The following is a 23,003-nucleotide window of genomic DNA, read 5'->3' on the forward strand; positions in this document are numbered from 1 at the left end:
TTGGGTCCGATGGCTATCACAGGAACCAGCGATACTCTCGCGCGCTGATGTCGTGCATGAACTGTAGGTGATCCTGGCGCTTGTTCTCGCAGTAGACGAAGACGAACTCGCTGCCCAGTTTCTCCTTCACCACCTCATGCGACGCCATGGCCGCCACCGCGGTGAGCATGTCCTTGGGGAAGCCGATGCCGCTGCTGCGGTCCTCGTTCAGTGAGGGGATCGGTTCGCGGGCCTGCTCCAGGCCGTGCTCCATGCCGCTGAGGATGGCCGCCAGCACCAGGTAGGGGTTGGCGTCGGCGCCGGCCAGGCGGTGTTCGATGCGCAGGTTCTTGCCGTCCGATTCGGGGATGCGGATGCACGCATCGCGGTCCTCGAAGCCCCAGCTGGCCTTGCTCGCCGAGTTGACCATGGCGCCGTAGCGGCGGAAGGCGTTGTGGTTGGCGGCGAAGATCGGCATGCAGTGCGGCAGCAGCTCCAGGCAGCCGGCCACGGCGTGGCGCAGCGGACGCTGCTCATCGAGGTCGAGGAGGTTGCGGCCGCTTTCGTCGTACAGGCTGACGTGCACGTGCATGCCGCTGCCCGGCGCGTCCAGGTAGGGCTTGCTCATGAAGCTGGCCCGGTACCCATGTTTCATTGCCACGCCGCGGGTGCTGCGGCAGAACAGGGCGGCCTGGTCGGCGGCGTGCAGGCCGTCGTCGCAGTGGGCGAAGTTGATCTCGAACTGGCCGGGGCCCAGTTCGGCGGTGATCACGTTGGCATCCACGCCCTGCTCCTGGGCCGCCTCGACCATCTCGTGCAGCACATCCGAGAAGCGCGACAGGCGCTCGATGTGCATGTTCGGCTGGTCGTCCTCGTCATCGGTCAGCGGGTCGCGCGGGAAGCGCGGCAGGCCGCTCTCGAGCTTCTTGTCGAACAGATAGAACTCCAGTTCGAAGGCCACCACCGGGCGGATGCCCTTGGCCTGCAGGCGTTGCAGTACGCGGGCCAGGACTTCGCGCGGCTCGAACTCGATGGGCGCCTCGGTGCCGTCGGAGCTGATCAGCATCTGCCCCAGTGGCTGCTTCTCCCAGCGCACCGGTTTCAGGGTGCCGGGGATCAGGCGGCGCGGCGCGTCCGGGTCGCCGTCGTTGAAGCAGTAGTCGCCGATCGGGTGCAGGCCGCCTTGGGCGCCGAGCAGCACGCAGTTCTGCGGCACCTTGAGCGGGCCGCCGGCGGCGACCTTCTCCAGCATGTCGAGGGGGTAGCGCTTGCCGTAGAAGTGCCCGGGGATGTCCAGGCAGATCAGTTCGACGTAGCGCACGTCGGGGTGGGCGGCGCGGAAGGCACGCACTTCGCTGAGCAGGTCGGGGAATCTTGTTGTTGTCATGGCGATATCTGCGGCGGGTCAGGTGAAGACCCAGAGCACTCTGGTTGGGGAATCGGTGAGGTTGGCGTAGCGGAACTGGGCGTGCGGCGGCAGCTGGAAGCTGTCGCGCGGGCCGAGGGTGACCGGCTCGGCGTCGTCGCCGTACCAGACGGTCAGCTCGCCTTCGAGGACGAAACCGCCCTGCTCGGAGCTGTCGTCGAGGTGGCCCTCGCCGCTGGTCGCGCCCGGTTCGAGGAAGCTCTCGAGCATGGCGAAGCCGCCGGACATGCCCGGCGAGGCCAGCACGTCGGTGATGCCGCCGGCGTAGTTGAGCGTGCGGCGCTCGTCCGGGCGGGTCACCCAGCGCACCGCGCGCGGCTTGCCGGGGTTGTAGAAATAGGTGGTCGGCACGCCCAGCGCCTCGCTGATGGCGGTGAGGTCGGCCACGGTCGGGCGCGACAGGCCGCGCTCGACCTGGGACAGGAAGCCCACCGAGCGGCCGATGCGCTCGGCCAGTTCGCCCAGGGTGACGTTCTTGTGCTTGCGCAGATCGCGCACCAGGATCGCCAGGCCTTCGATTTCGTCTTGCTTGTCCACGCTGAGGATTACTCCGTTATTTCTGCTCCCTCTCCCATGGGGGGAGGGTTGGGGCGGCCCGCGTAGGGTGAGGGTGTTTCGAGTTGCAGACGGTTCCCTCACCCCTAGCCTCTCTCCCAGGGGGAGAGGGGGATTAAATGACGTCGCGCAGGCGGTACCAGGCCTTGCCCACCGCCTCGATGGGCGCGGCCAGCAGGTCGCCGCCGGGGAAGCGCGGGTTGTCCAGGCCCTGGTACAGGCCGAGCAGCTCGTCCTGGCCGAGGATGGCATCGCTGACCGCGCGGGCGGCGGCCAGGGTCGGCAGGATGCCGTGGCCGGAGAAGCCCTGCAGCCAGTACTTCTGGCCCTGGCGGCCGACATCCGGGGTGCGGTGCATGGTGCAGTCGATATGGCCGCCCCAGCCGTAGTCGATCTGCACCCCGCGCAGCTGCGGGAACACCCGCTCCAGGTAGGGCCGGGTGGCCGCCGGCACGTCCTTGGGGATGCCGCCCAGATAGGTGCAGCCGCCGCCGAACAGCAGGCGGTTGTCCGGGGTGACGCGGAAGTAGTCGGGGACGAACTGGTTGTCGATGGCGCAGGTGCCGCGTGGGAACAGCGAGCGCGCCAGCTCCGGGTCCAGCGGCGCGGTGGCCACCTGGTAGGAACCGACCGGCAGCAGGCGCCGCGCCAGGTCGCGGTCGAGGCCGTCGACATAGGCGTTGCAGGCCAGCACCAGGATGTCGCCGCGTACCTCGCCGTGCTCGCTGTGCACGCGGTAGCCGTCGGCGGTCTGCTGCCATTGCAGCGCCTGGCTCTGCTCGAAGATGCGTCCGCCGGCCGCTTCGATGGCGCCGGCCAGACCCTGGGCCAGCTTCAGCGGGTTGAGGTGGGCGGCGCCGGCATCGAACAGTGCGGCCAGGTAGCGCGGGCTGGCGATCCACTGCGGCAGCTCTTCTTTGGCGATAAAGCTCAGCTGCGCATAGCCGTACTTCTGCTCGGCTTCCTCCAGGCTCTCCTGCAGCTGGCGTACGCGGCGCGGCAGCACGGCGGTGTACAGCGCGCCAGTGCGGTAGTCGATGTCGAAGCCGTGGCGGTCGGGCAGCTCGCGCATTTCCTCGGCGGCCCAGACCATGCTGTCCCACAGGCGCTTGGCGCGTTCCAGGCCCAGGGCCTTCTCCAGCGGCGGCATGTCGCAGGACCAGCCCGGCAGGGCCTGGCCGCCGTTGCGCCCGGAAGCGGCCCAGGCGATGCGGCTGGCTTCCAGCAGCACCACCCTCTTGCCGGCCAGGGCTAGGCGCAGGCCGGTGTGCAGGCCGCTGAAGCCGCCGCCGACGATGATCACGTCGCAGTCGAGTGCTTCCTGCAGACGCGGGCGCAGGGGGATCTGGCCGTAGGTGGCGGCGTAGTAGGTGCCGATGTGCTGGGCGGACTGCTTGAACATGGGACCCTCGTGAAATTTATTGTTCTGTATTTCATGAAAAAATACACAATAAATTTCACAAGGCCAAGACCGGTCGGTCAGTATTTCGCCCAGTCGCGGCCGGCCAGGCATTCGCCGAGGTAGTCGAGGAAGCAGGTAATACGCGCCGCCAGCGCCGTATTGCGGTAGTACACGGCGTTGATCGGCTGGCGCTGATCGACGTGCCAGTCGGCCAGCACCTCCACCAGCGCGCCGCCGGCGCGGTCCTGCTCGGTCATGAAGTCCGACAGGCTGGCCAGCCCGGCGCCCGCCAGGGCCAGCTGGCGCAGCGTCTCGCCGCTGGAGGCGCGCAGGGTCGGGGTGATCGGCAGGCCGTCGCCGAGGGTATGGCGCAACGGCCAGGTGTTGAGGTGTTCCAGCTGGGTGAAGCCGAGCAGGTCGTGGCCGCCAAGCTGCTCCGGCGTATCGGGCGTGCCGCGTGCGGCCAGGTAGGCCGGGCTGGCCAGCACGCGCACAGGGCTGCAGCCCAATGGCCGGGCGTGCAGGCTGGAGTCACGCAGCGCGCCGATGCGGATGGCCAGGTCGGTGCGCTGCTCCAGCAGGTCGATGTTCTGCTCGTTGCTGGTCAGCTCCAGCTCGATCTGCGGGTAGCGCTGGCGGAAGCCGGCCACCAGCGGGATGAGCACGTGCAGCAGGAACGGCGTGGCGGCGTCGACCCGCAGGCGCCCGGCCGGCGCCTGGCGGCGCAGGCTCATCTGTTCCTCTGCCTCTTCCACGGCGGCGAGGATGCGCCGTGCCTGGGCGAGAAAGGCCGAACCCTCTTCGGTCAGTTCCAGGCGCCGGGTGGTGCGGCGCAGCAGGGTGACGCCGAGCTTGTCTTCCAGCCGGCTCAGCGCACGGCTGATGCCCGAGGCGGTCTGCCCCAGCTGCTCGGCGGCGGCGCTGATGGAGCCGACGTCCACCACGCGGGTGAAGGCCTGCAGTTCGTCCAGGGTCGTTTTCATTGTTGCTGCTCGGGCAAGAATCGCGGGGTCATTATCTGAGTCTGGCGCGCCAGCCGTGGCGCGGCAATCGATGCGTAGCCGAGTTGCGTGGATGCGACATGCGCGCCGGCCGGACATGCGCCGGTGCCTGCCGACGGCTATCCTCGCGGTTTTCATCGTCAGGGGCAGGCCATGCAGATTCGCAGCGACTTCGACAGCGGCAACATCCAGGTGCTGGACGCCAGCGACCCGAGCCGGGTGCGCCTGGCCATCCGCAAGGACTTCGCCAGCGAGCATTTCCAGTGGTTCCACTTCCTCGCCGAGGATCTGATGCCGGGGCAGACGCACCGCTTCAGCCTGGAGAACGCGCCGCAGTCCAGCTACAAGAACGCCTGGACCGGCTACCAGGCGGTGGCCAGCTATGACGGCGAGGACTGGTTCCGCGTGCCGACCACCTATGACGAGGGCGGGCTGCATTTCCAGCTGACGGCCGAGCAGCCCAGCGCCCGCTTCGCCTACTTCGAGCCCTACAGTCGGGCGCGCCATGCCCGGCTGCTGGTGCGCGCCCTGGCGCTGCCCAACGTTGCCCTGGTCGCCTGCGGCAGCAGCCTGCAGGGCCGCGAACTGCCGCTGCTGCAGGTGCGTGGCACGGCCACCGCGCCGCGCAAGATCTGGCTGATCGCCCAGCAGCACCCCGGCGAGCACATGGCCGAGTGGTTCATGGAGGGCCTGATCGAGCGTCTGGAGCAGCCGGACGCCGAACTACGCGCCCTGCTGGCCGAGGCTGACCTGTACCTGGTGCCGCACATGAACCCGGACGGTTCCTTCCTCGGCAACCTGCGTACCAACGCCGCCGGCCAGGACCTCAACCGCGCCTGGCAGGCGCCCTCGGCCGAGCGCAGCCCCGAGGTGCTGTTCGTCCAGCAGCAGATGGCGCGGATCGGCGTGGACGGCTTCCTGGATATCCACGGCGACGAGGAGATTCCCCACGTGTTCACCGCCGGTTGCGAGGGCAACCCCGGTTTCAGCCCGCGCCTGGATGCGCTGGAGCAGGAGTTCCGTGAACGCCTGGTGGCCGCCGGCGAGTTCCAGACCGCCCACGGCTACCCGCGCGACGAGCCGGGGCAGGCCAACCTGGCGCTGGCCTGCAACTGGGTTGGGCAGACCTACGACTGCCTGGCCTTCACCGTGGAGATGCCGTTCAAGGACCACGACGACAACCCGCAGCCGCGCACCGGCTGGAACGGCGCACGTTCCAAGCGCCTGGCCCAGGCGGTGCTCAGGGTGCTGGCGGCTCTGGCGCCTCGTCTGCGCTGAGCTCGACGCGGTTGCGGCCGTTGGCCTTGGCCCGGTAAAGCGCCTCGTCGGCGCGTTCCAGCACCTGGTCCAGCGAGCCGTCGTCGTCCTCCGGGCGCAGCTGGCTGGCGCCGATGCTGACGGTGACGTGCAGCGACTCGCCGTCGTTGGTCGCCAGGATCATCGCCTCGACCCGGCGGCGCAGGCGTTCGGCGATCAGGCGTGCCTCGTCGAGGGCGATACCCGGCAGCACCACGGCGAACTCCTCGCCGCCCAGGCGTGCCAGCAGGTCCTGCTGACGTAGCTGCTCGTGCAGCAGGCGGGCGAAGCTGCGCAGCACGCGGTCACCGGTGGCGTGGCCGTGGCGGTCGTTGATCAGCTTGAAGTGGTCGAGGTCGAGCAGCAGCACGGCCACCGGCGGCTCGTCGCTGTGCCGGCGGCGATGTTCCAGCAGCTCTTCCGCACGCTGGCTGAGGGCGCTGCGATTGAGCGTGCCGGTGAGGAAGTCGTGGTTGGCGCGGCGATACAGGCGCGCCATCAGGCGCCGGTTGAGGGTGTTGACCGACGCCACCCACAGCGGCCCGAGCACCAGGATGGCGATGCCCAGGCGCGCGGAAGTCAGGGTATCGACGCTGGCGCCGTCGTTGAGCACGCCGAAGTGCGCCAGGTTGCCGGCCGTCATCAGCACCTCGGTGACACCGCTGACCAGGCCCAGCAGGGCGACCACGAAAGGTCGGAAGCGCATCGCGCACCAGAGCAGCGGCAGCAGCGGGAAGACCACGGCGCCGGGCCCGCCGATCAGCAGTATCGCCGCCAGCGCCAGGCCCAGCGCCAGCAATGGCCAGAGGTCGGCGGTAGTGATGCGCCGCAGCAGGTAGCGCAGGCTGCGCCAGGGGTGATCCGGGGCGCTGAGGATGGCCGGGAGCAGCAGCAGGCCGGTGGAGAACTGCTCGCCGAACCAGATCAGCCAGACATCCCAGCCACTGCTTTCCAAGCTGGCCAGCGTCGCTGCCACGGCGGCCCCGCTGACGCAGGCAAGGAATAGCAGCAGCAGGCCCTGGGGCTGGGCCAGGCGCAGCACGGCGCGGCTCTGGCGGCGCAGCAGCAGCCAGCCAACCAGGATCAGGCCGAGGTTGCACAGGTTCAGCCACAGGGCTTTTTCCCAGCTGTTGCCGGTGGCGATGTCGGTGGCCAGCATGCCCAGGTACAGCAGCCCCCAGCCCAGGGGCCTGGCCAGTGGCGGATGGCGCAGCAGCAGGCCGAGCAGGATGGCGTTGACCGGCCAGAACAGCGCCAGCGACTCGAAGGCGCGGGTGAAGATACCGGCCAGCGTCAGCCCCACCGTCAGCAACAGCAGGATGGCGTAGAGGGTGAATGGCTGGAGGCGGGCCAGAGGGGGCATGCGAACCTGAAAGTGGGCGGGCTTACCGGTCAGCTTCGACAAGCCCCGAGGGGCTGTCAATTGCGCACCTGCCGCGCCAGGCATGGCCGACGACAGATGCTGCAATTATTGATTTATGGAATTGATGGGAAGGCATCGATAGAATTTTCAGATTATTTTTGCTGCCGACCGCCAGGCTGTGCGGTCGTCCCCTGCCAAGGAGGTGCCATGGAGCACAACATCTCCCTTATCACCATGCTCGCCGGCGGCTTCGGCATGGCGCTGATCTGCGGATTTCTCGCCGAGAAGCTGAAGCTGCCGGCGCTGGTCGGCTACCTGCTGGCCGGCATCATCATCGGCCCGGCGACCCCGGGTTTCGTCGCCGACATGGAGCTGGCGCCGCAGCTGCTGGAGATCGGCGTGATGCTGCTGATGTTCGGCGTCGGCCTGCACTTCTCGCTCAAGGACCTGCTGGCGGTGAAGAAGATCGCCCTGCCCGGCGCGGTGGTGCAGATGGGCCTGGCCACCGCATTGGGCATCGGTGTCGCCAGCTGGTGGGGCTGGACCTTCGGCCAGAGCCTGCTGCTCGGCCTGTCGCTGTCCTGCGCCAGCACCGTGGTGCTGCTCAAGGCCCTGGAAACGCGCGGCATCCTCGATTCGATGAACGGCCGCATCGCGGTTGGCTGGCTGGTGGTCGAGGACCTCGCCACGGTGCTGGTGCTGGTCTTGCTGCCACCGCTGGCCGGCGTGCTGGGGGGCAACGCCGGCAGTGCCGGTGACGATGGGCCGCTGTGGCAGGTCCTGGGCGTGACCCTGCTGCAGGTCGCCGGTTTCATCGCCCTGATGCTGCTGGTCGGGCGCCGGGTGCTGCCCTGGCTGCTGCTGCAGGTGGCCAGGACCGGTTCGCGCGAGCTGTTCACCCTGTCGGTGGTGGCTGCCGCCATCGGCATCGCCTATGGCGCTTCCGTGCTGTTCCACGTGTCCTTCGCCCTTGGCGCCTTCTTCGCCGGCACGGTGATGCGCGAGTCGGACCTGTCGCACCGCGCGGCCGAGGAGTCGCTGCCGCTGCGCGATGCCTTCGCCGTGCTGTTCTTCGTTTCGGTCGGCATGCTGTTCGACCCGCTGGTACTGCTCGCCGAGCCGCTGCGGGTACTGGCCGTGGTGGCGATCATCATCCTCGGCAAGGGCCTGGCCGCCGCCGTGCTGGTGCTGACCCTGCGCTATCCGCTGAACACCGCGCTGACCGTGGCCGCCAGCCTGGCGCAGATCGGCGAGTTCTCCTTCATCCTGGCCGGCCTGGGGTTGGCCCTGGGCCTGTTGCCGCAGGAGGGCATGAGCCTGGTGCTGGCCGGCGCGCTGATCTCCATCGCGCTCAACCCGCTGCTGTTCGCCTGCGTCAAACCGCTCAAGGAGCTGGCGTTGCGGCGCTCGGCCCTGGCCCGCCGCCTGGAGTTCCGCGAGGACCCACTGGCGGTGCTGCCGGCCAGCACCGAGCTCAAGTACCTGGAAGGTCAGGTGGTGGTGGTCGGTTACGGCCGAGTCGGTCGGCGCATCGCCAGGGCCCTGCTGGAGCGTGGCATCCCCTTCGTGGTGGTGGAGCAGAACCGCGAGCGCGTGGAGCAGATCCGTGCCCAGGGCCTGGTTGCCGTGAGTGGCGACTCGGCCGAACCGGGCAGCCTGATCCAGGCGCATATCGCCAAGGCGGCGATGCTGGTGATCGCCACGCCCGACCCGCTGAACGTGCAGCGCATGGTGGAAATCGCCCGCGCGCTGAACCCGCAGATTGAGGTGGTGATCCGCACCCACAGCGCCGCTGCGGTGGAGATCTTCCGGGGCGAAGGCCTCGGCGAAGTGTTCTTCGACGAGGAGGAGCTGGCGCGCGGCATGCAGGACCACATCCTCGCCAAGTTCAGCCCGGCCGTCGCTGCCGGCCACTGACGGCGCACAAAAAAGCCGCTGGCGGCGCGAGCCGGCAGCGGTTTTCGTTTGCCCGTGGCGTCAGCGGCGCGCGCCGCGTACTCCTTCGGCCAGCTGGGCGCACAGGCTGAGCACGCCGTCGATGGCCTGGGCCGGCGACTCGGCCTTGGCGATCTGGTCGACCAGCGCCGAACCCACCACCACGCCATCGGCGCGGCGCGCCACGTCGGCGGCATGCTCGGGGGTGCGGATGCCGAAGCCGATGCACAGCGGCAGGTCGGTATGGCGGCGCAGGCGGGCGACGGCCTGCTCGACGTGGTCCATGGTCGCCGCGCCGGCGCCGGTCACGCCGGCCACCGAGACGTAGTAGACGAAGCCCGAGCTGCCGTTGAGCACGGTGGGCAGGCGCTGGTCGTCGGTGGTCGGAGTGGTCAGGCGGATGAAGTCCAGACCGGCGGCCTGGGCCGGCTCGCACAGCTCGTCGTTATGCTCCGGCGGCAGGTCGACGATGATCAGGCCGTCGACCCCGGCTTCCTTGGCGTCGGCGATGAAGCGCTCGACGCCGTAGGCGAAGATCGGGTTGTAGTAGCCCATCAGCACCAGCGGCGTGCGGCTGTCGGTGACGCGGAACTCGCGGACCATCTGCAGCGTCTTCGGCAGGTTCTGCTTCGCCGCCAGGGCGCGGATGTTGGCCAGCTGGATCGCCGGGCCGTCGGCCATCGGGTCGGTGAAGGGCATGCCCAGCTCGATCACGTCGGCGCCGGCGGCCGGCAGACCCTTGAGGATTTCCAGGCTGCTGGCGTAGTCCGGGTCACCGGCGGTGACGAAGGTGACCAGCGCGGCGCGGTTCTGTTGTTTCAGCTCGGCAAAGCGGCTCTGCAGGCGGCTCATGCGTGCTTCTCCTGTTCGCTCATATGGTGCATCACGGTCTGCATGTCCTTGTCGCCGCGGCCGGACAGGTTGACCACCATCAGGTGCTCCTTGGGTAGCTTGGCCGCGCGCTTGAAGGCTTCGGCCAGGGCGTGGGCCGATTCGAGCGCGGGGATGATGCCTTCCAGGCGGCAGCACTGGTGGAAGGCCTGCAGCGCTTCGTCATCGGTGCAGGGCACGTATTCGACGCGCTTGATCTCGTGCAACCAGGCGTGTTCGGGGCCGACGCCCGGGTAGTCGAGGCCGGCGGAGATCGAGTGGGCATCGGTGATCTGGCCGTCGGCGTCCTGCAGCAGGAAGGTGCGGTTGCCGTGCAGCACGCCCGGCGCGCCGCCGGCCATGCTGGCGGCATGCTTGCCGGTGTCGATGCCGTGGCCGGCCGCTTCGACGCCGACGATCTGCACGCCTTCGTCATCGAGGAAGGGGTGGAACAGGCCGATGGCGTTGGAGCCGCCGCCGATGCAGGCGACCAGCGAATCGGGCAGGCGGCCTTCCTTCTGCATGATCTGCTCACGCACTTCGTTGCCGATCACCGACTGGAAGTCGCGGACCATGGCCGGGTACGGGTGCGGACCGGCGGCGGTGCCGATCAGGTAGAAGGTGTTATGGACGTTGGTCACCCAGTCGCGCAGGGCTTCGTTCATCGCATCCTTGAGGGTGCCGGTGCCGGCGGTGACCGGAATCACCTCGGCGCCGAGCAGCTTCATGCGGAACACGTTAGCCTGCTGGCGGTCGATGTCGGTGGTGCCCATGTAGACCACGCACTGCATGCCGAAGCGCGCGGCCACGGTGGCGGTGGCCACGCCGTGCATGCCGGCGCCGGTCTCGGCGATGATGCGTTTTTTGCCCATGCGTTTGGCCAGCAGGATCTGGCCGATGCAGTTGTTGATCTTGTGCGCGCCGGTGTGGTTCAGGTCTTCGCGCTTGAGGTAGATCTTCGCCCCGCCGAAGTGCTCGGTCAGGCGCTCGGCGAAGTACAGCGGGCTGGCCCGGCCGATGTAGTCGCGCTGGAAGTAGGCCAGCTCCTCGAGGAAGGCTGGGTCGGTCTTGGCCTTCTCGTATTCGGCCGCCAGCTGGTTGATCAGCGGCATCAGGGTTTCGGCGACGAATTGGCCGCCGAAGCGGCCGAACAGGCCCTTGGCGTCGGGACCGCTGCGGAATGAAGTCATGTCAGGCTCCTGGCGGGAGTGGGCTAAGCGGGTGATGGCGCCATTCTACCCCTGGCTGCTGGTCTGAAAAGCGATTAGATTGCGCTGACCTGTCAGAAAAACTCACCAATGCCATGAGCCGAGAACTGCCCCCGCTGAATGCCCTTCGCGCCTTCGAGGCCGCTGCCCGCCTGCAGAGCGTCAGTCAGGCGGCGGAGGAGCTGAGTGTCACCCACGGAGCCGTGAGCCGGCAGATACGTGCGCTGGAAGAACAGCTTGGCATGGCTCTTTTCGTCAAGGACGGCCGAGGCGTAAAACTCACCGATGCCGGTGTGCGCCTGCGCGATGCCGCCTTTGATGCCTTCGAGCGCCTGCGCAGTACCTGTGCTGATCTGCGCCGGCAGGGCGAAGACGCGCCCTTTGTGCTGGCCTGCCCGGGCAGCCTGCTGGCGCGCTGGTTCATCCCGCGTCTGGATCGCCTCAACCGCGAACTGCCCGAGCTGCGCCTGCAGCTGTCGGCCAGCGAGGGCGAGCTGGACCCGCGTCGCCCCGGGGTGGACGCCACCCTGTGCTTTGCCAGCCCGCCGTGGCCGGCGGACCTGCAGGTGTATGAGCTGGCCGCCGAACGCATTGGCCCGGTGTTCAGCCCGCGTCATGCGCGGGCCGCCGAGCTGGCCCGGGCTCCGGCCAGTGTTCTGCTGGGTGAGGCGTTGCTGCATACCGTGTCGCGCCCGCAGGCCTGGCCGCAGTGGGCGACCCGCCAGGGCCTGGGCGCTGCGCCGTTGCAACTGGGACAGGGTTTCGAGCATCTGTACTACCTGCTGGAAGCCGCCATGGCCGGGCTCGGCGTGGCCATTGCGCCACAGCAGCTGGTGGCCGATGACCTGACGGCAGGTCGTCTGCTCGCCCCCTGGGGCTTCACCGCAACCGGCGGGCGCCTGGCGCTGTGGGTGCCGGGCCGCCGCGGTGATCGCCGCGCCGAGCGCCTGGCGCAGTGGCTGGGGCGGGAGCTGGGCGGCTGAATCTCGACTAGCCTCAGACAGGAGTCCATCTGCCTGAGGAACAGCTCATGTCCGATCACCGCACCTACAAGAAGATCGAAGTCGTCGGTACCTCCAAGCTGAGCATCGAGGATGCCATCGCCAACGCCCTGGCCGAATGCGCCAAGAGTGTGCGCAACATGGACTGGTTCGAGGTGGTCGAGACCCGCGGCCATATCGTCGACGGCAAGGTGGCGCACTACCAGGTCGACCTCAAGGTCGGCTTCCGCATCAGCAACAGCTGAGCGGCGCACGGATTTTCCCGGCGTTCCCGGTTAGCCTGCAGCGGTGCGGGGCGGAGTGCCCCGCGCGCTCATCGACGAAGGAGTGTTGAACATGAAACGACTGATGCTGGGCCTGGCCCTGCTCCCCCTGGCCGGTTCCGTACTGGCCGCCGGCAAGCCCTGCGAGGAGCTCAAGGCGGAGATCGACGCCAAGCTCAAGGCCAAGGGCGTGGCTGTCTATAGCCTGGAAGTGGTCGACAAGGGCAGCGCCGGCGACAAGCAGGTGGTTGGCAGCTGCGAGGCCGGCAGCAAGGAGATCGTCTACCAGCGCGGCTGATCGCGGCGCGGCAGGCATCGGGCCGGAGCTCCGCGAGGGGCTCCGGCCTTTTCGTTCAGGGGGCGAGCTGTTCTTCCCAGTGCGGGTCGCCCTGCAGCCGCGCGGCGAGGAAGTCCAGCAGCGCACGCAGGGCCGGCAGCATCTGCCGCCGCGAACCGTACAGGGCGTGGATGCCGAGGGCCTCGGCACGGTACTGCGGCAGCAGCTGCACCAGGCGCCCGGCGCGTAGCAGCGGTGCCGCCGCATAGAGCGGCTGCAGGCTGATGCCGGCGCCGGCCACGCTGGCCTCCAGCAGCACGGTGGATTCGTTGGCGCTGATGTTGCCGCTGACCGGCACGCCGCTCGGTTCGCCATCACGCTCGAACTGCCACAGGCTGCGGCCGAAGTAGGCGTAGGTCAGGCAGTTGTGCCGGGCCAGCTCCGCCGGCGTCTGCGGCGTGCCGTGGCGCGCCAGATAGGCCGGCGCGGCGCACAGCACCGAGTGGCAGGTGGCTAGGCGCCGGGCGATCAGGTTGGGGTCGAGCTGGTTGGTGATGCGCAGGGCCAGGTCGATGCGCTCCTCCACCAGGTTGACCGCCTGGCTGCTCACCTGCAGGTCGACGGCCACCGCCGGATGCCGCTCGACGAAGGCGGCCACCGCCCGCGCCAGCCAGGCCTGGGCGAAGGACTGGCTGCTGGCGATGCGCAGGGTGCCGCCCAGCTGGCTGCTGACGCGCTGGCCGGCGCTCTGCAGTTCGTCGGCCAGGGCCAGCATGTCGCGGCAGCGCGGCAGCAGCTCCGCGCCCATGCCGGTCAGGCTCAGGCGGCGCGTGGTGCGGTGCAGCAGGCGGGCGCCGACCCAGCTTTCCAGTTCGCCGAGGTAGCGCGAGATCATCGCCCGTGACATGTCCAGGTGCTCGGCGGCGGCCGTCTGGCTGCCGCGCTCGACCACTTCGACGAAGACCCGGGCGGCGGTGAGTCGGTCCATGATTCGCTCGATTCATGCAATAGAGATGGCCAGGTTATCCGGCTTTTTGCACGCTTTCGAGCAACTAAGATGCGCCTCGTTCTACTCCATTCCCGAGGTCCGCATGTCCCTTCGTTCCCTTCTCGGCGCTGCCCTGCTCGCCCTCACCGGCCTGGTCCAGGCCGCCCCCCTGCAATTGCAGGTTTACAACCCGGGCGAGGTCGCGGTGGTCCCGGTCAGCTCGACCCTGATCAGCGGCGAGCGCGAGGCCATCCTGGTCGATGCGCAGTTTTCCACCCGCGAGGCCGTCGAGCTAGTGCGCCTGGTCAAGGCCAGCGGCAAGCGCCTGACCACCATCTACATCAGCCACGGCGACCCGGACTTCTACTTCGGCCTGCAGACCCTCAAGGAGGCCTTCCCCGAGGCCCGGGTGCTGGCCACCGCCGCCACTGTCGAACACATCCGCGCTACCCAGGCCGGCAAGCTGGCCTACTGGGGGCCGATCCTCAAGGACACGGCGCCGAGCCGGGTGATCCTGCCCGAGGTGCTGGCCGGCGACAGCCTGGTCCTCGAAGGCGAGAAGCTGCAGGTGATCGGTCTCGACCCCGAGCGCACCACCCTGTGGATTCCATCGCTCAAGGCGGTGGTCGGCGGCGTGCTGGTGGACGCCGGCGAGCACGTGTGGACCGCCGATACCCAGACCGTGCAGGCGCGCCGCGACTGGCTGGCGATGCTCGACCGGATCGAGGCGCTGCAGCCGGCGGTGATCGTGCCCGGTCACTACCTGGGCGACGTGCCGCACACCCTGGCGGCCCTGCGCTTCACTCGCGGCTACCTCAAGGCACTGGAGCAGGAGCTGGGCCAGGCGCCGGACGCCGCCGCGCTGATCGCCGCCATGCAGCGCCGCTACCCGCGCCTGCCGGGCGAATCCAGCCTGGAACTGAGCGCCAAGGTGCTCAAGGGAGAAATGCAGTGGCCGTGATTCACTACTGGTACGACCCGCTGTGTGGCTGGTGCTATGGCGCCGCCCCGCTGCTGCAGGTGGCCGGCGCGATCCCCGGCCTGCGCATCGCCCTGCATGGCGGCGGGCTGTTCAGTGGCGCGCAGCGCCAGCGTCTGAACGCACCGCTGCGCCAGCATATCCTGGCGCATGACCAGCGCATCGCCGCGCTGAGCGGCCAGCCGTTCGGCGCCGCCTACCGCGATGGTCTGCTGCAGGATGCCGAGACCTGGCTGGATTCCGACCCGCCGACCGCCGCCGTACTGGCCGCCGAGGCTCTGTCCGGCCAGGGCCTGGCCATGCTGCACGCCCTGCAGCGGGCGCATTACCAGCAGGGGCGGCGCATTGCCGAGCCGGCTGTGCTGGCCGAGCTGGCGCAGGAGCTGGGCCTGGCGGCGCAGGCGTTCCGCACCGAACTGCAGCGCCACAACGGCCCGGTGCTGGCCGAACACCTGGTGGCCAGCCGCCGGGCGCTGGCGCAGCTCGGCGGTGGCGGCTTCCCGACCCTGGCACTGGAGCGCGATGGGCAGCTGCAGGTGCTGGACATTGGCGCCTACCTGGGACGTCCCGAGGCCTGGCGCGAGTTCCTGCTGCGTGGCCTGGTCGAGGCGCCGCCGGCGACCGGCCAGGCGTTCTGCGTGGTCGACGGCAGTGGCGACTGCTGAGCGGCGGCTTGCCTTCGCCGGTCGTGCCCCCATATAGGAGGTTCGACCCGAGGAGGCGCCCATGAGCCAGCTGTCCCACACCCCCTTCGCCGTACTCGACCTGGCGCCCATGCGCGACGATGACGCCGGCCCTGGTCCCGCCCTGCGCCGCTCGCTGGACCTGGCGCGGCATGTGGAGCGGCTCGGCTTCTCGCGCCTGTGGGTGGCCGAGCACCACAACATGGAAGGCATCGCCAGTTCCGCCACCGCCGTGTTGCTCGGCTACCTGGCGGCCAATACCTCCACCCTGCGCCTGGGTTCCGGCGGGGTGATGCTGCCCAACCATGCGCCGCTGGTGGTGGCCGAGCAGTTCGGCACCCTTGCCGCGCTCTACCCCGGGCGCATCGAGCTGGGCCTCGGCCGCGCGCCGGGTGCCGACCAGGCCACCGCGCGCGCCCTGCGCCGCGACCGTCTGGGCAGCCCGGACGACTTCCCCGAGGACGTCGCCGAGCTGCAGGCCCTGCTCGGCCCGCGCCAGCCCGAGCAGCGGGTGATCGCCCTGCCCGGCATGGACAGCGGCATCCCTATCTGGCTGCTTGGCTCCAGCCTGTTCAGCGCCCAGCTGGCCGCCGAGCGCGGCCTGCCCTACGCCTTCGCCTCGCACTTCGCGCCGCGCTACCTGCACCAGGCGCTGCGCATCTACCGGGAGAACTTCCGGCCTTCGGCGGTGCTCGACAAGCCCTACGCCATGATCGGCGTACCGCTGATCGCCGCGCCCAGCGACGAGGAAGCCGAGTTCCTTGCCACCAGCGCCTACCAGCGCGTGCTGGCGCTGATGCGTGGCGAGAGCCTGGTGCTGCGCCCGCCGGTGGAGAGCATGGCCGGCCGCTGGCAGCCGCACGAGCAGGCGGCGGTCGGCGATTTCCTCGGTCTGGCCGTCATCGGCGGCCCGCAGAAGGTGCGTGCGCGCCTGGAGGTGCTGCTGGAGCAGACCGGCGCCGACGAGCTGATCTTCACCTGCGACCTGTACCAGCCCGAGCACCGCCTGCGTAGCTTCGAGATAGCCGCCGGGCTGCGCTAGGCGCGCAGCGGCTGGGGTAAGAATCAGGCGGTGAGAGGCCCTCGGCCCTCTCCCAGGGGGAGAGGGGGAAGCATGCCGTCAGCCGAAGGTGTTGCAGCGCAGCACCTTGGCCCGCGCCAGCACCTGGCGGTCCGCGCCGTACAACCAGCCCTGGGCCTTGTACTGCAGCGGCCGTGCCTCGATGCGGTAGCGCTGGCCGGCGGCGAAGCCGTCGTAGGCGAAACGCAGGTGGCAGGTCATCTGCAGCGGTTCGCCGTTGAACTCGTCGCCGCCGCCACCGCCGGCCACCTCGAACTGGAAGCGCACATCCAGCTGATGCGCACCGGGGGCGACCTGGAAGTAGCGGCCGTCTGGCCAGCGCTGGTCGTCCAGGCGATGCGCCATCAGGGTGTAGCCCGCCGTGGCGTAGAGATCGACCCAGGCCTTGCCCGCATCGGGCTGCGGCAGCGGGCTGGCGCAGGCGCCGAGGGTGAGCAGGAACAGCAGCAGGGGTGTACGCATGGTGCGATCCTCGGGGTGATGGTTGAGCATAACGCCGATCAGACCTCGCCGCAGCGCCCCTCGCGCGCCCGCGCCAACGGACGATCCTGCGCGTCGCGCAGTTGCGCCCAGGGGCGAAAGCCGCGGTGGCCGGCCTCCAGCCGATAGCGCTGGCCGGCGTTGAACTCGGCGTAGTCCAGTTCGAGCAGGCAGGTGCGCGGCAGCGCCTGCGCGCCGCCGGTGTCGGTGGGCGCTACCTCGAAGCGCAGACGCATCTGCAGCGCATGACGCCCAGGGGGTACCTGGAAGTAGCGCGCATCCTCCAGCATCCGCTCATCCACCCGCACCGCCTGCAGGCCCGGCGCCAGGTCGATCCAGGCCTGAGCGGGGTCGTGCCAGGGTGGCAACAGGGCGCAGCCGCCGAGGACCAGAGACAGGGGGCTGAGCAGCAGTAGGCGCATGGCGGGCTTCCTTGGGGGCGCGGCAATGCACTAGGCTCGCGCAATGCCTATTGCCCTTCTCGACCGCCCTTTGCGGTGGCTGGTTCCCCTGCTGTGCGGCGTCCTGCTGAACGGTTGTGCCAGCCTCGACTACTACGCCCAGGTCAGCCGTGGCCAGCTCGACCTGCTGGCCGCGCGCCAGCCGGTGGCCGAGCTGCTCGCCGCGCCACAGACCGACCCCGAACTCAAGCGGCGCCTGGCTCTGGCCCAGCAGGCACGGACCTTCGCCAGCGCCGAGCTGGGCCTGCCGGACAACCGCAGCTACCGCCTGTATGCCGACCTGCAGCGGCCCTATGTGGTGTGGAATGTGTTCGCCACCCCGGAGCTGTCGCTGCAGCCGCTGACCCACTGCTTCCCGATTGCCGGCTGCGTTGCCTACCGCGGTTACTACCAGCTGGGCCGCGCGCGGGGCGCCGCCGCCCTGCTGCAGGCCGAGGGTCTCGACACCTATGTGGCCGGCATCGAGGCCTACTCGACCCTGGGCTGGTTCGCCGACCCCATCCTCAACACCATGCTGCGCTGGGACGACCAGCGCCTGGCCGCGGTGATCTTCCACGAACTGGCCCACCAGCAGCTGTACGTGCGGGACGACACGGCGTTCAATGAGTCCTTCGCCAGCTTCGTCGAGCAGCAGGGCCTGCGCCAGTGGCGCGCCGCCCGTGGCCTGGCCGCCGACGATGCGCAGGAAGCGCGCATGCGCCGCCAGTTCACCGCGCTGATCCTGGCCAGCCGCGAGCGCCTGCAGGCGCTGTACGACGGTCCGCTGGACGATACCGGCAAGCGCGCTGGCAAGGTCGCCGAGTTCGAGCGCCTGCGCGCCAAGTACCGCACCCTGCGTGACGCCCAGTGGGGTGGCGACGCGCGCTACGACGCCTGGATCAATGCCCCGCTGAACAACGCTCGGCTGCTGCCCTTCGGCCTCTACGACCAGTGGGTGCCGGCCTTCGCCGCGCTGTTCGAGCAGGCCGGCGGCGACTGGGCGGCGTTCTACCAACGCGCCGCCGAGCTGGGCGAGCTGCCGCTGGTCGAGCGCGAGCGAGCGCTGGCGGCCCTGGCCGGGTCGAACTAGAACTGGCGAACCAGCTCTCAGTGAGGAGTAACGGATGAAACGCCTAGTGACGGCCACCATGGCCCTGATGCTGTGCGGCGCCGCCGTGGCCGCGCCCAAGCCCTGTGAGGAACTGAAGCAGGAGATCGAAGTGAAGATCCAGGCCGCGCGGGTGAACAGCTACACCCTGGAAATCGTGCCGGCCGGCGAGGTCAAGGACCCCGCCATGGTGGTCGGCAGCTGTGAGAACGGCAGCCGCAAGATCATCTACCAGAAGAACGACTGAGGCGGATCAGGCCGCCTCGGCGCGGTAGATCCAGCGCAGGCCCAGCAGGGTCAGCGGCCACAGCAGGGCCAGCACGGCGAGGCCGGCGATGATCAGCGGTGCCGGCTGCAGCAGTGCATCGCTGCCGCTGAAGGCGGACACCAGCAGCACGCCGGCCACCAGCAGGTGGACCAGCAGCCAGACCAGGAAGATCGCCAGTGCAGTCAGCACCAGCTGCCCAGGGCGGATTCGCGCCAGCCGGGGCGGCAGGGTCTGCCAGGCGCAGGCGAACACCAGCGCGGCATACAGCACTGGGGCGACAAACAGCAGTGTTGCCCAGCCATCGATTTCGCTCAGCAGGTGTGCGGGCAGCAGCTGCAGGCCCTTGAAGCTCAGCAGTGCAATAGTCCCGGCCAGCAACAGGGAAGCTTCGCCACGTTGTGCGAAACCTTTCACTGCGGGTGTCTTGGCGCCCAGGCGCAGACCCAGCCACAGCGGCAGCAGGCCGGTGATGGCGAAGCCCAGCAGCCCCAGTAATTCGAACAGCAGGGTCGGTGGAAGTGCATGCTCGTTGAACCACTCATAGAGACCTCCGAGCATCCAGCCGGTAAGCAGGCCATAGGCCAGATCGGCCAGCACCCACGTTACTCCCAGCACGACCAGCAAGGGCAGGGGGCGGGTCAAGGCACTGCCGTGGTGTTCCAGGTAGCCGCGGCTGAACAGGGCTGTCACCCAGGCGCTGAGAAGAATGGAGAAGCACCAGCCAGCCAACTGAACGGGCAGATTGCTTAGCAGGTGATCGAGATAAGTAGGGTGACTGAGCCAGGCGCTCAGACAACCCAGCAGCACACTGAGCATTGTTGCCACAGCCGCTGTCAGGGCCAAGGCCAGTGGCTGGCGCGTGGCTTCCTCGGCGATGGGGCTGGCTTCGGCCGGGAGGGTGGCGAACGGATTGGCGTGCACGGGGACGTCCTTTTCGGCAGCGGTGACGCGCGCAGCTTAACCGCCAGTGGCTTCGGCTGCTGTGCGCCCGGTCATTGCCAGTGACACTGGCCGTCTTCGCCCAGCAGTTCAGGGCGTTCTGCGAAGTCGAAGCGCTTGCCGTTGCGCCCGTTGCTGTAGCTGAAGGCGAACACCACCGCACCCTGATGATGGAATGCATAGCGCCCGCCGATCCGCTCCTCGTCCGGCAGCACTTCCAGCCAGGTGCTGCGGAACTCCGAGGGGCGGTCTTCGACCGCCATCACCTCCTCGCTGTCCTTGAACACGATCGGCAGGCTGGCGGGCTGGCCGCGGTACTGCACCTGCCCGGCGCCCTGCCAGCCTCCTTCCGCGTCGGTGAACAGGGTCATCTGCAGCTGGATCGGCTTGCCGCCGGTCGATTGCAGGCAGCGCACATCGTCGGCCAGGGCCAGCCCCGGCAGCAGCCCCAGCAGGCAGATCGTCAGGCGCTTCATTGGTCGTAGCCCTCGGCCAGGTGCAGGTCCTTGAGCTTCACGTAGTTGGCCGCGCTGTAGGCGAAGAACGCGCGCTCCTGGTCGGTCAGGGCGCGGGCCTGCTTCACCGGGCTGCCGACGTACAGGTAGCCGCTCTGCAGCACCTTGCCCGGCGGCACCAGGGAGCCGGCGCCGATCACCACTTCGTCCTCGACCACCGCACCGTCCATCACGATGCTGCCCATGCCGACCAGGATGCGGTTGCCCAGGGTGCAGCCGTGCAGGGTGACGTTGTGGCCGATGGTCACTTCGTCGCCGATCAGCAGCGGGTAACCGTCCGGGTTGAAGGGCCCGGCGTGGGTGATATGCAGCACGCTGCCGTCCTGCACGCTGGTGCGCTTGCCGATCCTGATCCGGTGCATGTCGCCGCGCACCACGGCCATCGGCCACACCGAGGCATCCTCGCCCAGCACCACGTCGCCGAGTACCACGGCCGAGGCGTCGACGAAGGCGCGCGGGCCCAGCTGTGGAGTGGTACCCCGGTAAGTTCGAATCGCCACGATAGTCTCCTTCAGGCTGCGGTTGTCGCAGATTGTAATTAACATGCCGGCCATCAAGGTTGTGAAAGGCCGCTGGCGGCCCCATAAACCTGTTCTGCATTCGCGTATCCAAAGGTGCCTCGCCGTGACCGCTGCCAATCCCCTGCTGCAAGACTTCGACCTGCCGCCCTACTCCCAGATCAAGCCCGAGCATGTCGAGCCGGCTATCGACAGCATCCTGGCCGACAGCCGCGTGGCCATCGCCGAGCTGCTCAAGACCCAGCAGGCCAGCCCGAGCTGGGATGGCCTGGTGCTGGCGCTGGACGAGCTGAACGCGCGCCTGGGCCGCGCCTGGGGCCCGGTCAGCCACCTCAACGCGGTGTGCAACAACGCCGAGCTGCGCGCCGCCTACGAGGCCTGCCTGCCCAAGCTGTCCGAATACTGGACCGAGATGGGCCAGAACAAGCCGCTGTTCGAGGCCTACGACGCACTGGCCAAGAGCCCGGCGGCCGCCGGTTTCGACGTCGCGCAGCAGACCATCCTCGACCACGCCCTGCGCGACTTCCGCCTGAGCGGCATCGACCTGCCGGCCGAGCAGCAGAAGCGCTACGGCGAGATCCAGATGAAGCTGTCCGAGCTGGCCAGCCGCTTCTCCAACCAGCTGCTCGACGCCACCCAGGCCTGGACCAAGCACATCACTGATGAAGCGGCCCTCGCCGGCCTGACCGACTCGGCCAAGGCGCAGATGGCCCAGGCCGCGCAGGCCAAGGAACTGGACGGCTGGCTGATCACCCTGGAATTCCCCAGCTACTACGCGGTGATGACCTACGCCGACGACCGCGCCCTGCGCGAAGAGGTTTACACCGCCTACTGCACACGCGCCTCCGACCAGGGGCCGAATGCCGGCCAGCACGACAACGGCCCGGTGATGGCCGAGATCCTCGACCTGCGCCAGGAGCTGGCGCGCCTGCTCGGCTTCGCCCACTACAGCGAGCTCTCCCTGGCCAGCAAGATGGCCGAGTCCACCGAGCAGGTGCTGCACTTCCTGCGCGACCTGGCGGTGCGCAGCAAGCTGTTCGCCGAGCAGGACCTGGCCGAACTCAAGGCCTTCGCCGCCGAGCAGGGCGTGCAGGACCTTGCGAGCTGGGACGTCGGCTACTTCAGCGAGAAGCTGCGCCAGCAGCGCTACAGCATCTCCCAGGAGGAAGTGCGCGCCTGGTTCCCGATCGACAAGGTGCTGTCCGGCCTGTTCGCCATCGTGCAGAAGCTCTACGGCATCGAGATCAACGAGCTCAAGGAGTTCGATACCTGGCACCCGGACGTGCGCCTGTTCGAGATCCGCGAGAACGGTGCACATGTCGGCCGCTTCTTCTTTGACCTCTACGCCCGCGCCAACAAGCGCGGCGGCGCCTGGATGGACGGCGCCCGCGACAAGCGCCGCGCCGCCGATGGCAGCCTGATCGCGCCGGTGGCCAATCTGGTGTGCAACTTCACCCCAGCGGTGGGCGGCAAGCCGGCGCTGCTGACCCATGACGAGGTCACCACCCTGTTCCACGAGTTCGGCCATGGCCTGCACCACCTGCTGACCCGCGTCGAGCATGCCGGCGCTTCGGGCATCAACGGCGTGGCCTGGGATGCGGTGGAGCTGCCGAGCCAGTTCATGGAGAACTGGTGCTGGGAGCCCGAGGGCCTGGCGCTGATCTCCGGCCACTACGAGACCGGCGAGGCGCTGCCGCAGGCGTTGCTGGACAAGATGCTGGCGGCGAAGAACTTCCAGTCCGGCCTGATGATGGTGCGCCAACTGGAGTTCTCGCTGTTCGACTTCGAGCTGCATGCCACCCACGGCGACGGCCGCAGCGTGCTGCAGGTGCTCGAAGGCATCCGCGACGAGGTGGCGGTGGTGCGTCCGCCGGCCTTCAACCGTTTCGCCAACAGCTTCGCGCACATCTTCGCCGGCGGTTACGCGGCCGGTTACTACAGCTACAAGTGGGCCGAAGTGCTGTCCGCCGACGCCTTCTCCAAGTTCGAGGAAGAAGGCGTGCTCAACCCGGCCACTGGCCGCGCCTTCCGCGAGGCGATCCTGGCCCGTGGCGGCTCGCAGGAGCCGATGGTGCTGTTCGTCGACTTCCGCGGCCGCGAGCCGAGCATCGACGCCCTGCTGCGCCACCTCGGCCTGAGCCAGGAGGCGGCGTGATGAGCGAGCCGAAGAAGCGCTTCATCGCCGGCGCCGTGTGCCCGGCGTGCAGCGCCCAGGACACCATCAAGATGTGGGACGAGGACGGCACCCCGCACCGCGAATGCGTGGCCTGCGGCTACGCCGACACCCTCAACGCCCAGGGCCAGTCGGTGCCCAAGGAGCTCGGCACGCGGGTCAACCGGGCCGAGCCCAAGCCGGCGGCGAGCAAGGGCCAGCCGGTGCAGTTCTTCCCCAATCCCAAGCTGAAGAAGTGACGCGGCGCTCGCCGAA

The 23,003-nt window shown here is 68.8% G+C and carries 25 protein-coding genes; 12 read left to right on the plus strand and 13 right to left on the minus strand.

All coding sequences use genetic code 11. From position 1 onward, the window contains the following. Positions 1-16 precede the first annotated feature (16 nt). The 4 genes from PA6_RS10275 to PA6_RS10290 form a co-directional block, all read right to left on the minus strand. Positions 17-1,366, minus strand: coding sequence for a glutamine synthetase family protein (locus PA6_RS10275; protein ID WP_021700849.1), 1,350 nt, complete (start codon positions 1,364-1,366; stop codon positions 17-19). Between the two features lie 18 nt (positions 1,367-1,384). Then, complete coding sequence (locus tag PA6_RS10280) at positions 1,385-1,942, minus strand: helix-turn-helix domain-containing protein (RefSeq protein ID WP_021700850.1); 558 nt, start codon at positions 1,940-1,942, stop codon at positions 1,385-1,387. Between the two features lie 133 nt (positions 1,943-2,075). Continuing rightward, entirely contained in the window at positions 2,076-3,362 is a 1,287-nt protein-coding gene (locus PA6_RS10285; protein WP_021700851.1) for an NAD(P)/FAD-dependent oxidoreductase, read from the minus strand. Between the two features lie 77 nt (positions 3,363-3,439). Beyond that, on the minus strand, positions 3,440-4,345 hold the full coding sequence (locus PA6_RS10290) for a LysR family transcriptional regulator (RefSeq protein WP_021700852.1): 906 nt from the start codon (positions 4,343-4,345) through the stop codon (positions 3,440-3,442). Positions 4,346-4,516: 171 nt separating this feature from the next. On the opposite strand from PA6_RS10290, the gene PA6_RS10295 reads away from it, so the two are divergent. After that, positions 4,517-5,641 (plus strand): M14 family metallopeptidase, encoded by a 1,125-nt coding sequence (locus PA6_RS10295; RefSeq protein WP_021700853.1) that lies wholly within the window; start codon positions 4,517-4,519, stop codon positions 5,639-5,641. Here PA6_RS10295 and PA6_RS10300 read toward each other — a convergent pair. Further along, positions 5,604-7,022 (minus strand): GGDEF domain-containing protein, encoded by a 1,419-nt coding sequence (locus tag PA6_RS10300; protein ID WP_021700854.1) that lies wholly within the window; start codon positions 7,020-7,022, stop codon positions 5,604-5,606. The genes PA6_RS10295 and PA6_RS10300 overlap by 38 nt on opposite strands. A 207-nt stretch (positions 7,023-7,229) precedes the next feature. On the opposite strand from PA6_RS10300, the gene ybaL reads away from it, so the two are divergent. Then, on the plus strand, positions 7,230-8,939 hold the full coding sequence (gene ybaL, locus PA6_RS10305) for a YbaL family putative K(+) efflux transporter (RefSeq protein WP_021700855.1): 1,710 nt from the start codon (positions 7,230-7,232) through the stop codon (positions 8,937-8,939). A 60-nt stretch (positions 8,940-8,999) separates the two neighbouring features. On the opposite strand, the gene trpA is transcribed toward ybaL, so the two are convergent. Continuing rightward, positions 9,000-9,809 (minus strand): tryptophan synthase subunit alpha, encoded by an 810-nt coding sequence (trpA, locus tag PA6_RS10310; protein WP_021700856.1) that lies wholly within the window; start codon positions 9,807-9,809, stop codon positions 9,000-9,002. Then, on the minus strand, positions 9,806-11,017 hold the full coding sequence (trpB, locus tag PA6_RS10315) for a tryptophan synthase subunit beta (RefSeq protein WP_021700857.1): 1,212 nt from the start codon (positions 11,015-11,017) through the stop codon (positions 9,806-9,808). Before trpB ends, trpA begins: the two co-directional genes overlap by 4 nt. A gap of 113 nt (positions 11,018-11,130) precedes the next feature. On the opposite strand from trpB, the gene PA6_RS10320 reads away from it, so the two are divergent. The 3 genes from PA6_RS10320 (at position 11,131) to PA6_RS10330 (ending at position 12,597) form a co-directional block, all read left to right on the plus strand. Continuing rightward, positions 11,131-12,018: a LysR family transcriptional regulator gene (locus tag PA6_RS10320; RefSeq protein WP_021700858.1), complete on the plus strand. Its 888-nt coding sequence runs from the start codon at positions 11,131-11,133 to the stop codon at positions 12,016-12,018. A gap of 47 nt (positions 12,019-12,065) precedes the next feature. Then, complete coding sequence (locus PA6_RS10325) at positions 12,066-12,281, plus strand: dodecin (protein ID WP_021700859.1); 216 nt, start codon at positions 12,066-12,068, stop codon at positions 12,279-12,281. A gap of 91 nt (positions 12,282-12,372) precedes the next feature. Continuing rightward, positions 12,373-12,597, plus strand: coding sequence for a DUF1161 domain-containing protein (locus PA6_RS10330; RefSeq protein WP_021700860.1), 225 nt, complete (start codon positions 12,373-12,375; stop codon positions 12,595-12,597). A 55-nt stretch (positions 12,598-12,652) separates the two neighbouring features. On the opposite strand, the gene PA6_RS10335 is transcribed toward PA6_RS10330, so the two are convergent. Beyond that, positions 12,653-13,564 carry a LysR family transcriptional regulator gene (locus PA6_RS10335; protein ID WP_021700861.1) on the minus strand — a complete coding sequence of 304 codons (912 nt, stop codon included), beginning with the start codon at positions 13,562-13,564 and terminating at the stop codon, positions 12,653-12,655. 103 nt (positions 13,565-13,667) lie between these two features. Here PA6_RS10335 and PA6_RS10340 point away from each other — a divergent pair, with 103 nt between their 5' ends. From PA6_RS10340 to PA6_RS10350, 3 genes are all read left to right on the plus strand, one after another. After that, entirely contained in the window at positions 13,668-14,525 is an 858-nt protein-coding gene (locus tag PA6_RS10340; RefSeq protein WP_043216532.1) for an MBL fold metallo-hydrolase, read from the plus strand. Next, on the plus strand, positions 14,516-15,208 hold the full coding sequence (locus tag PA6_RS10345; protein ID WP_021700863.1) for a DsbA family protein: 693 nt from the start codon (positions 14,516-14,518) through the stop codon (positions 15,206-15,208). The genes PA6_RS10340 and PA6_RS10345 overlap by 10 nt, the downstream gene beginning before the upstream one ends. Before the next feature lie 61 nt (positions 15,209-15,269). Beyond that, complete coding sequence (locus PA6_RS10350; protein WP_021700864.1) at positions 15,270-16,268, plus strand: LLM class flavin-dependent oxidoreductase; 999 nt, start codon at positions 15,270-15,272, stop codon at positions 16,266-16,268. Between the two features lie 78 nt (positions 16,269-16,346). On the opposite strand, the gene PA6_RS10355 is transcribed toward PA6_RS10350, so the two are convergent. Together PA6_RS10355 and PA6_RS10360 are read right to left on the minus strand one after the other, a co-directional pair. Beyond that, complete coding sequence (locus PA6_RS10355; RefSeq protein ID WP_043216534.1) at positions 16,347-16,769, minus strand: PA0061/PA0062 family lipoprotein; 423 nt, start codon at positions 16,767-16,769, stop codon at positions 16,347-16,349. 38 nt (positions 16,770-16,807) lie between these two features. After that, positions 16,808-17,209 (minus strand): PA0061/PA0062 family lipoprotein, encoded by a 402-nt coding sequence (locus PA6_RS10360; protein WP_021700866.1) that lies wholly within the window; start codon positions 17,207-17,209, stop codon positions 16,808-16,810. 43 nt (positions 17,210-17,252) lie between these two features. Between PA6_RS10360 and PA6_RS10365 the strand changes: the two genes are divergently transcribed. After that, the gene (locus PA6_RS10365) at positions 17,253-18,317 is read left to right on the plus strand and encodes an aminopeptidase (RefSeq protein WP_021700867.1); all 1,065 of its coding nucleotides are present in this window, start codon (positions 17,253-17,255) and stop codon (positions 18,315-18,317) included. A gap of 34 nt (positions 18,318-18,351) precedes the next feature. Next, positions 18,352-18,582, plus strand: coding sequence for a DUF1161 domain-containing protein (locus PA6_RS10370; protein WP_021700868.1), 231 nt, complete (start codon positions 18,352-18,354; stop codon positions 18,580-18,582). 6 nt (positions 18,583-18,588) lie between these two features. Here the strand turns inward: PA6_RS10370 and PA6_RS10375 are convergent, their stop codons facing one another. The 3 genes from PA6_RS10375 to PA6_RS10385 form a co-directional block, all read right to left on the minus strand. Continuing rightward, a complete protein-coding gene (locus PA6_RS10375) occupies positions 18,589-19,524 on the minus strand; it encodes a hypothetical protein (protein WP_021700869.1) in 936 nt (311 codons plus the stop codon). A 71-nt stretch (positions 19,525-19,595) separates the two neighbouring features. Then, positions 19,596-20,018 (minus strand): hypothetical protein, encoded by a 423-nt coding sequence (locus PA6_RS10380; RefSeq protein WP_021700870.1) that lies wholly within the window; start codon positions 20,016-20,018, stop codon positions 19,596-19,598. Next, on the minus strand, positions 20,015-20,557 hold the full coding sequence (locus PA6_RS10385; RefSeq protein ID WP_021700871.1) for a gamma carbonic anhydrase family protein: 543 nt from the start codon (positions 20,555-20,557) through the stop codon (positions 20,015-20,017). Before PA6_RS10385 ends, PA6_RS10380 begins: the two co-directional genes overlap by 4 nt. A gap of 124 nt (positions 20,558-20,681) precedes the next feature. Between PA6_RS10385 and prlC the strand changes: the two genes are divergently transcribed. Then, on the plus strand, positions 20,682-22,730 hold the full coding sequence (gene prlC, locus PA6_RS10390) for an oligopeptidase A (protein ID WP_021700872.1): 2,049 nt from the start codon (positions 20,682-20,684) through the stop codon (positions 22,728-22,730). Further along, positions 22,730-22,987, plus strand: a complete 258-nt coding sequence (locus tag PA6_RS10395; RefSeq protein WP_021700873.1) for a YheV family putative zinc ribbon protein — start codon at positions 22,730-22,732, stop codon at positions 22,985-22,987. The genes prlC and PA6_RS10395 overlap by 1 nt, the downstream gene beginning before the upstream one ends. Positions 22,988-23,003 lie beyond the last annotated feature (16 nt).

It is taken from the genome of Aquipseudomonas alcaligenes NBRC 14159, assembly GCF_000467105.1.
Lineage (GTDB): Bacteria > Pseudomonadota > Gammaproteobacteria > Pseudomonadales > Pseudomonadaceae > Aquipseudomonas > Aquipseudomonas alcaligenes.

Excerpts from the sequence above, each read along its gene's own strand:
- PA6_RS10275 (WP_021700849.1), bottom strand. The coding sequence starts at position 1,366 with ATGACAACAACAAGATTCCCCGACCTGCTCAGCGAAGTGCGTGCCTTC.
- PA6_RS10285 (WP_021700851.1), bottom strand. The coding sequence starts at position 3,362 with ATGTTCAAGCAGTCCGCCCAGCACATCGGCACCTACTACGCCGCCACC.
- PA6_RS10290 (WP_021700852.1), bottom strand. The coding sequence starts at position 4,345 with ATGAAAACGACCCTGGACGAACTGCAGGCCTTCACCCGCGTGGTGGAC.
- PA6_RS10295 (WP_021700853.1), top strand. The coding sequence starts at position 4,517 with ATGCAGATTCGCAGCGACTTCGACAGCGGCAACATCCAGGTGCTGGAC.
- PA6_RS10300 (WP_021700854.1), bottom strand. The coding sequence starts at position 7,022 with ATGCCCCCTCTGGCCCGCCTCCAGCCATTCACCCTCTACGCCATCCTG.
- ybaL (WP_021700855.1), top strand. The coding sequence starts at position 7,230 with ATGGAGCACAACATCTCCCTTATCACCATGCTCGCCGGCGGCTTCGGC.
- trpA (WP_021700856.1), bottom strand. The coding sequence starts at position 9,809 with ATGAGCCGCCTGCAGAGCCGCTTTGCCGAGCTGAAACAACAGAACCGC.
- trpB (WP_021700857.1), bottom strand. The coding sequence starts at position 11,017 with ATGACTTCATTCCGCAGCGGTCCCGACGCCAAGGGCCTGTTCGGCCGC.
- PA6_RS10320 (WP_021700858.1), top strand. The coding sequence starts at position 11,131 with ATGAGCCGAGAACTGCCCCCGCTGAATGCCCTTCGCGCCTTCGAGGCC.
- PA6_RS10325 (WP_021700859.1), top strand. The coding sequence starts at position 12,066 with ATGTCCGATCACCGCACCTACAAGAAGATCGAAGTCGTCGGTACCTCC.
- PA6_RS10330 (WP_021700860.1), top strand. The coding sequence starts at position 12,373 with ATGAAACGACTGATGCTGGGCCTGGCCCTGCTCCCCCTGGCCGGTTCC.
- PA6_RS10335 (WP_021700861.1), bottom strand. The coding sequence starts at position 13,564 with ATGGACCGACTCACCGCCGCCCGGGTCTTCGTCGAAGTGGTCGAGCGC.
- PA6_RS10340 (WP_043216532.1), top strand. The coding sequence starts at position 13,668 with ATGTCCCTTCGTTCCCTTCTCGGCGCTGCCCTGCTCGCCCTCACCGGC.
- PA6_RS10350 (WP_021700864.1), top strand. The coding sequence starts at position 15,270 with ATGAGCCAGCTGTCCCACACCCCCTTCGCCGTACTCGACCTGGCGCCC.
- PA6_RS10355 (WP_043216534.1), bottom strand. The coding sequence starts at position 16,769 with ATGCGTACACCCCTGCTGCTGTTCCTGCTCACCCTCGGCGCCTGCGCC.
- PA6_RS10360 (WP_021700866.1), bottom strand. The coding sequence starts at position 17,209 with ATGCGCCTACTGCTGCTCAGCCCCCTGTCTCTGGTCCTCGGCGGCTGC.
- PA6_RS10365 (WP_021700867.1), top strand. The coding sequence starts at position 17,253 with ATGCCTATTGCCCTTCTCGACCGCCCTTTGCGGTGGCTGGTTCCCCTG.
- PA6_RS10370 (WP_021700868.1), top strand. The coding sequence starts at position 18,352 with ATGAAACGCCTAGTGACGGCCACCATGGCCCTGATGCTGTGCGGCGCC.
- PA6_RS10380 (WP_021700870.1), bottom strand. The coding sequence starts at position 20,018 with ATGAAGCGCCTGACGATCTGCCTGCTGGGGCTGCTGCCGGGGCTGGCC.
- PA6_RS10395 (WP_021700873.1), top strand. The coding sequence starts at position 22,730 with ATGAGCGAGCCGAAGAAGCGCTTCATCGCCGGCGCCGTGTGCCCGGCG.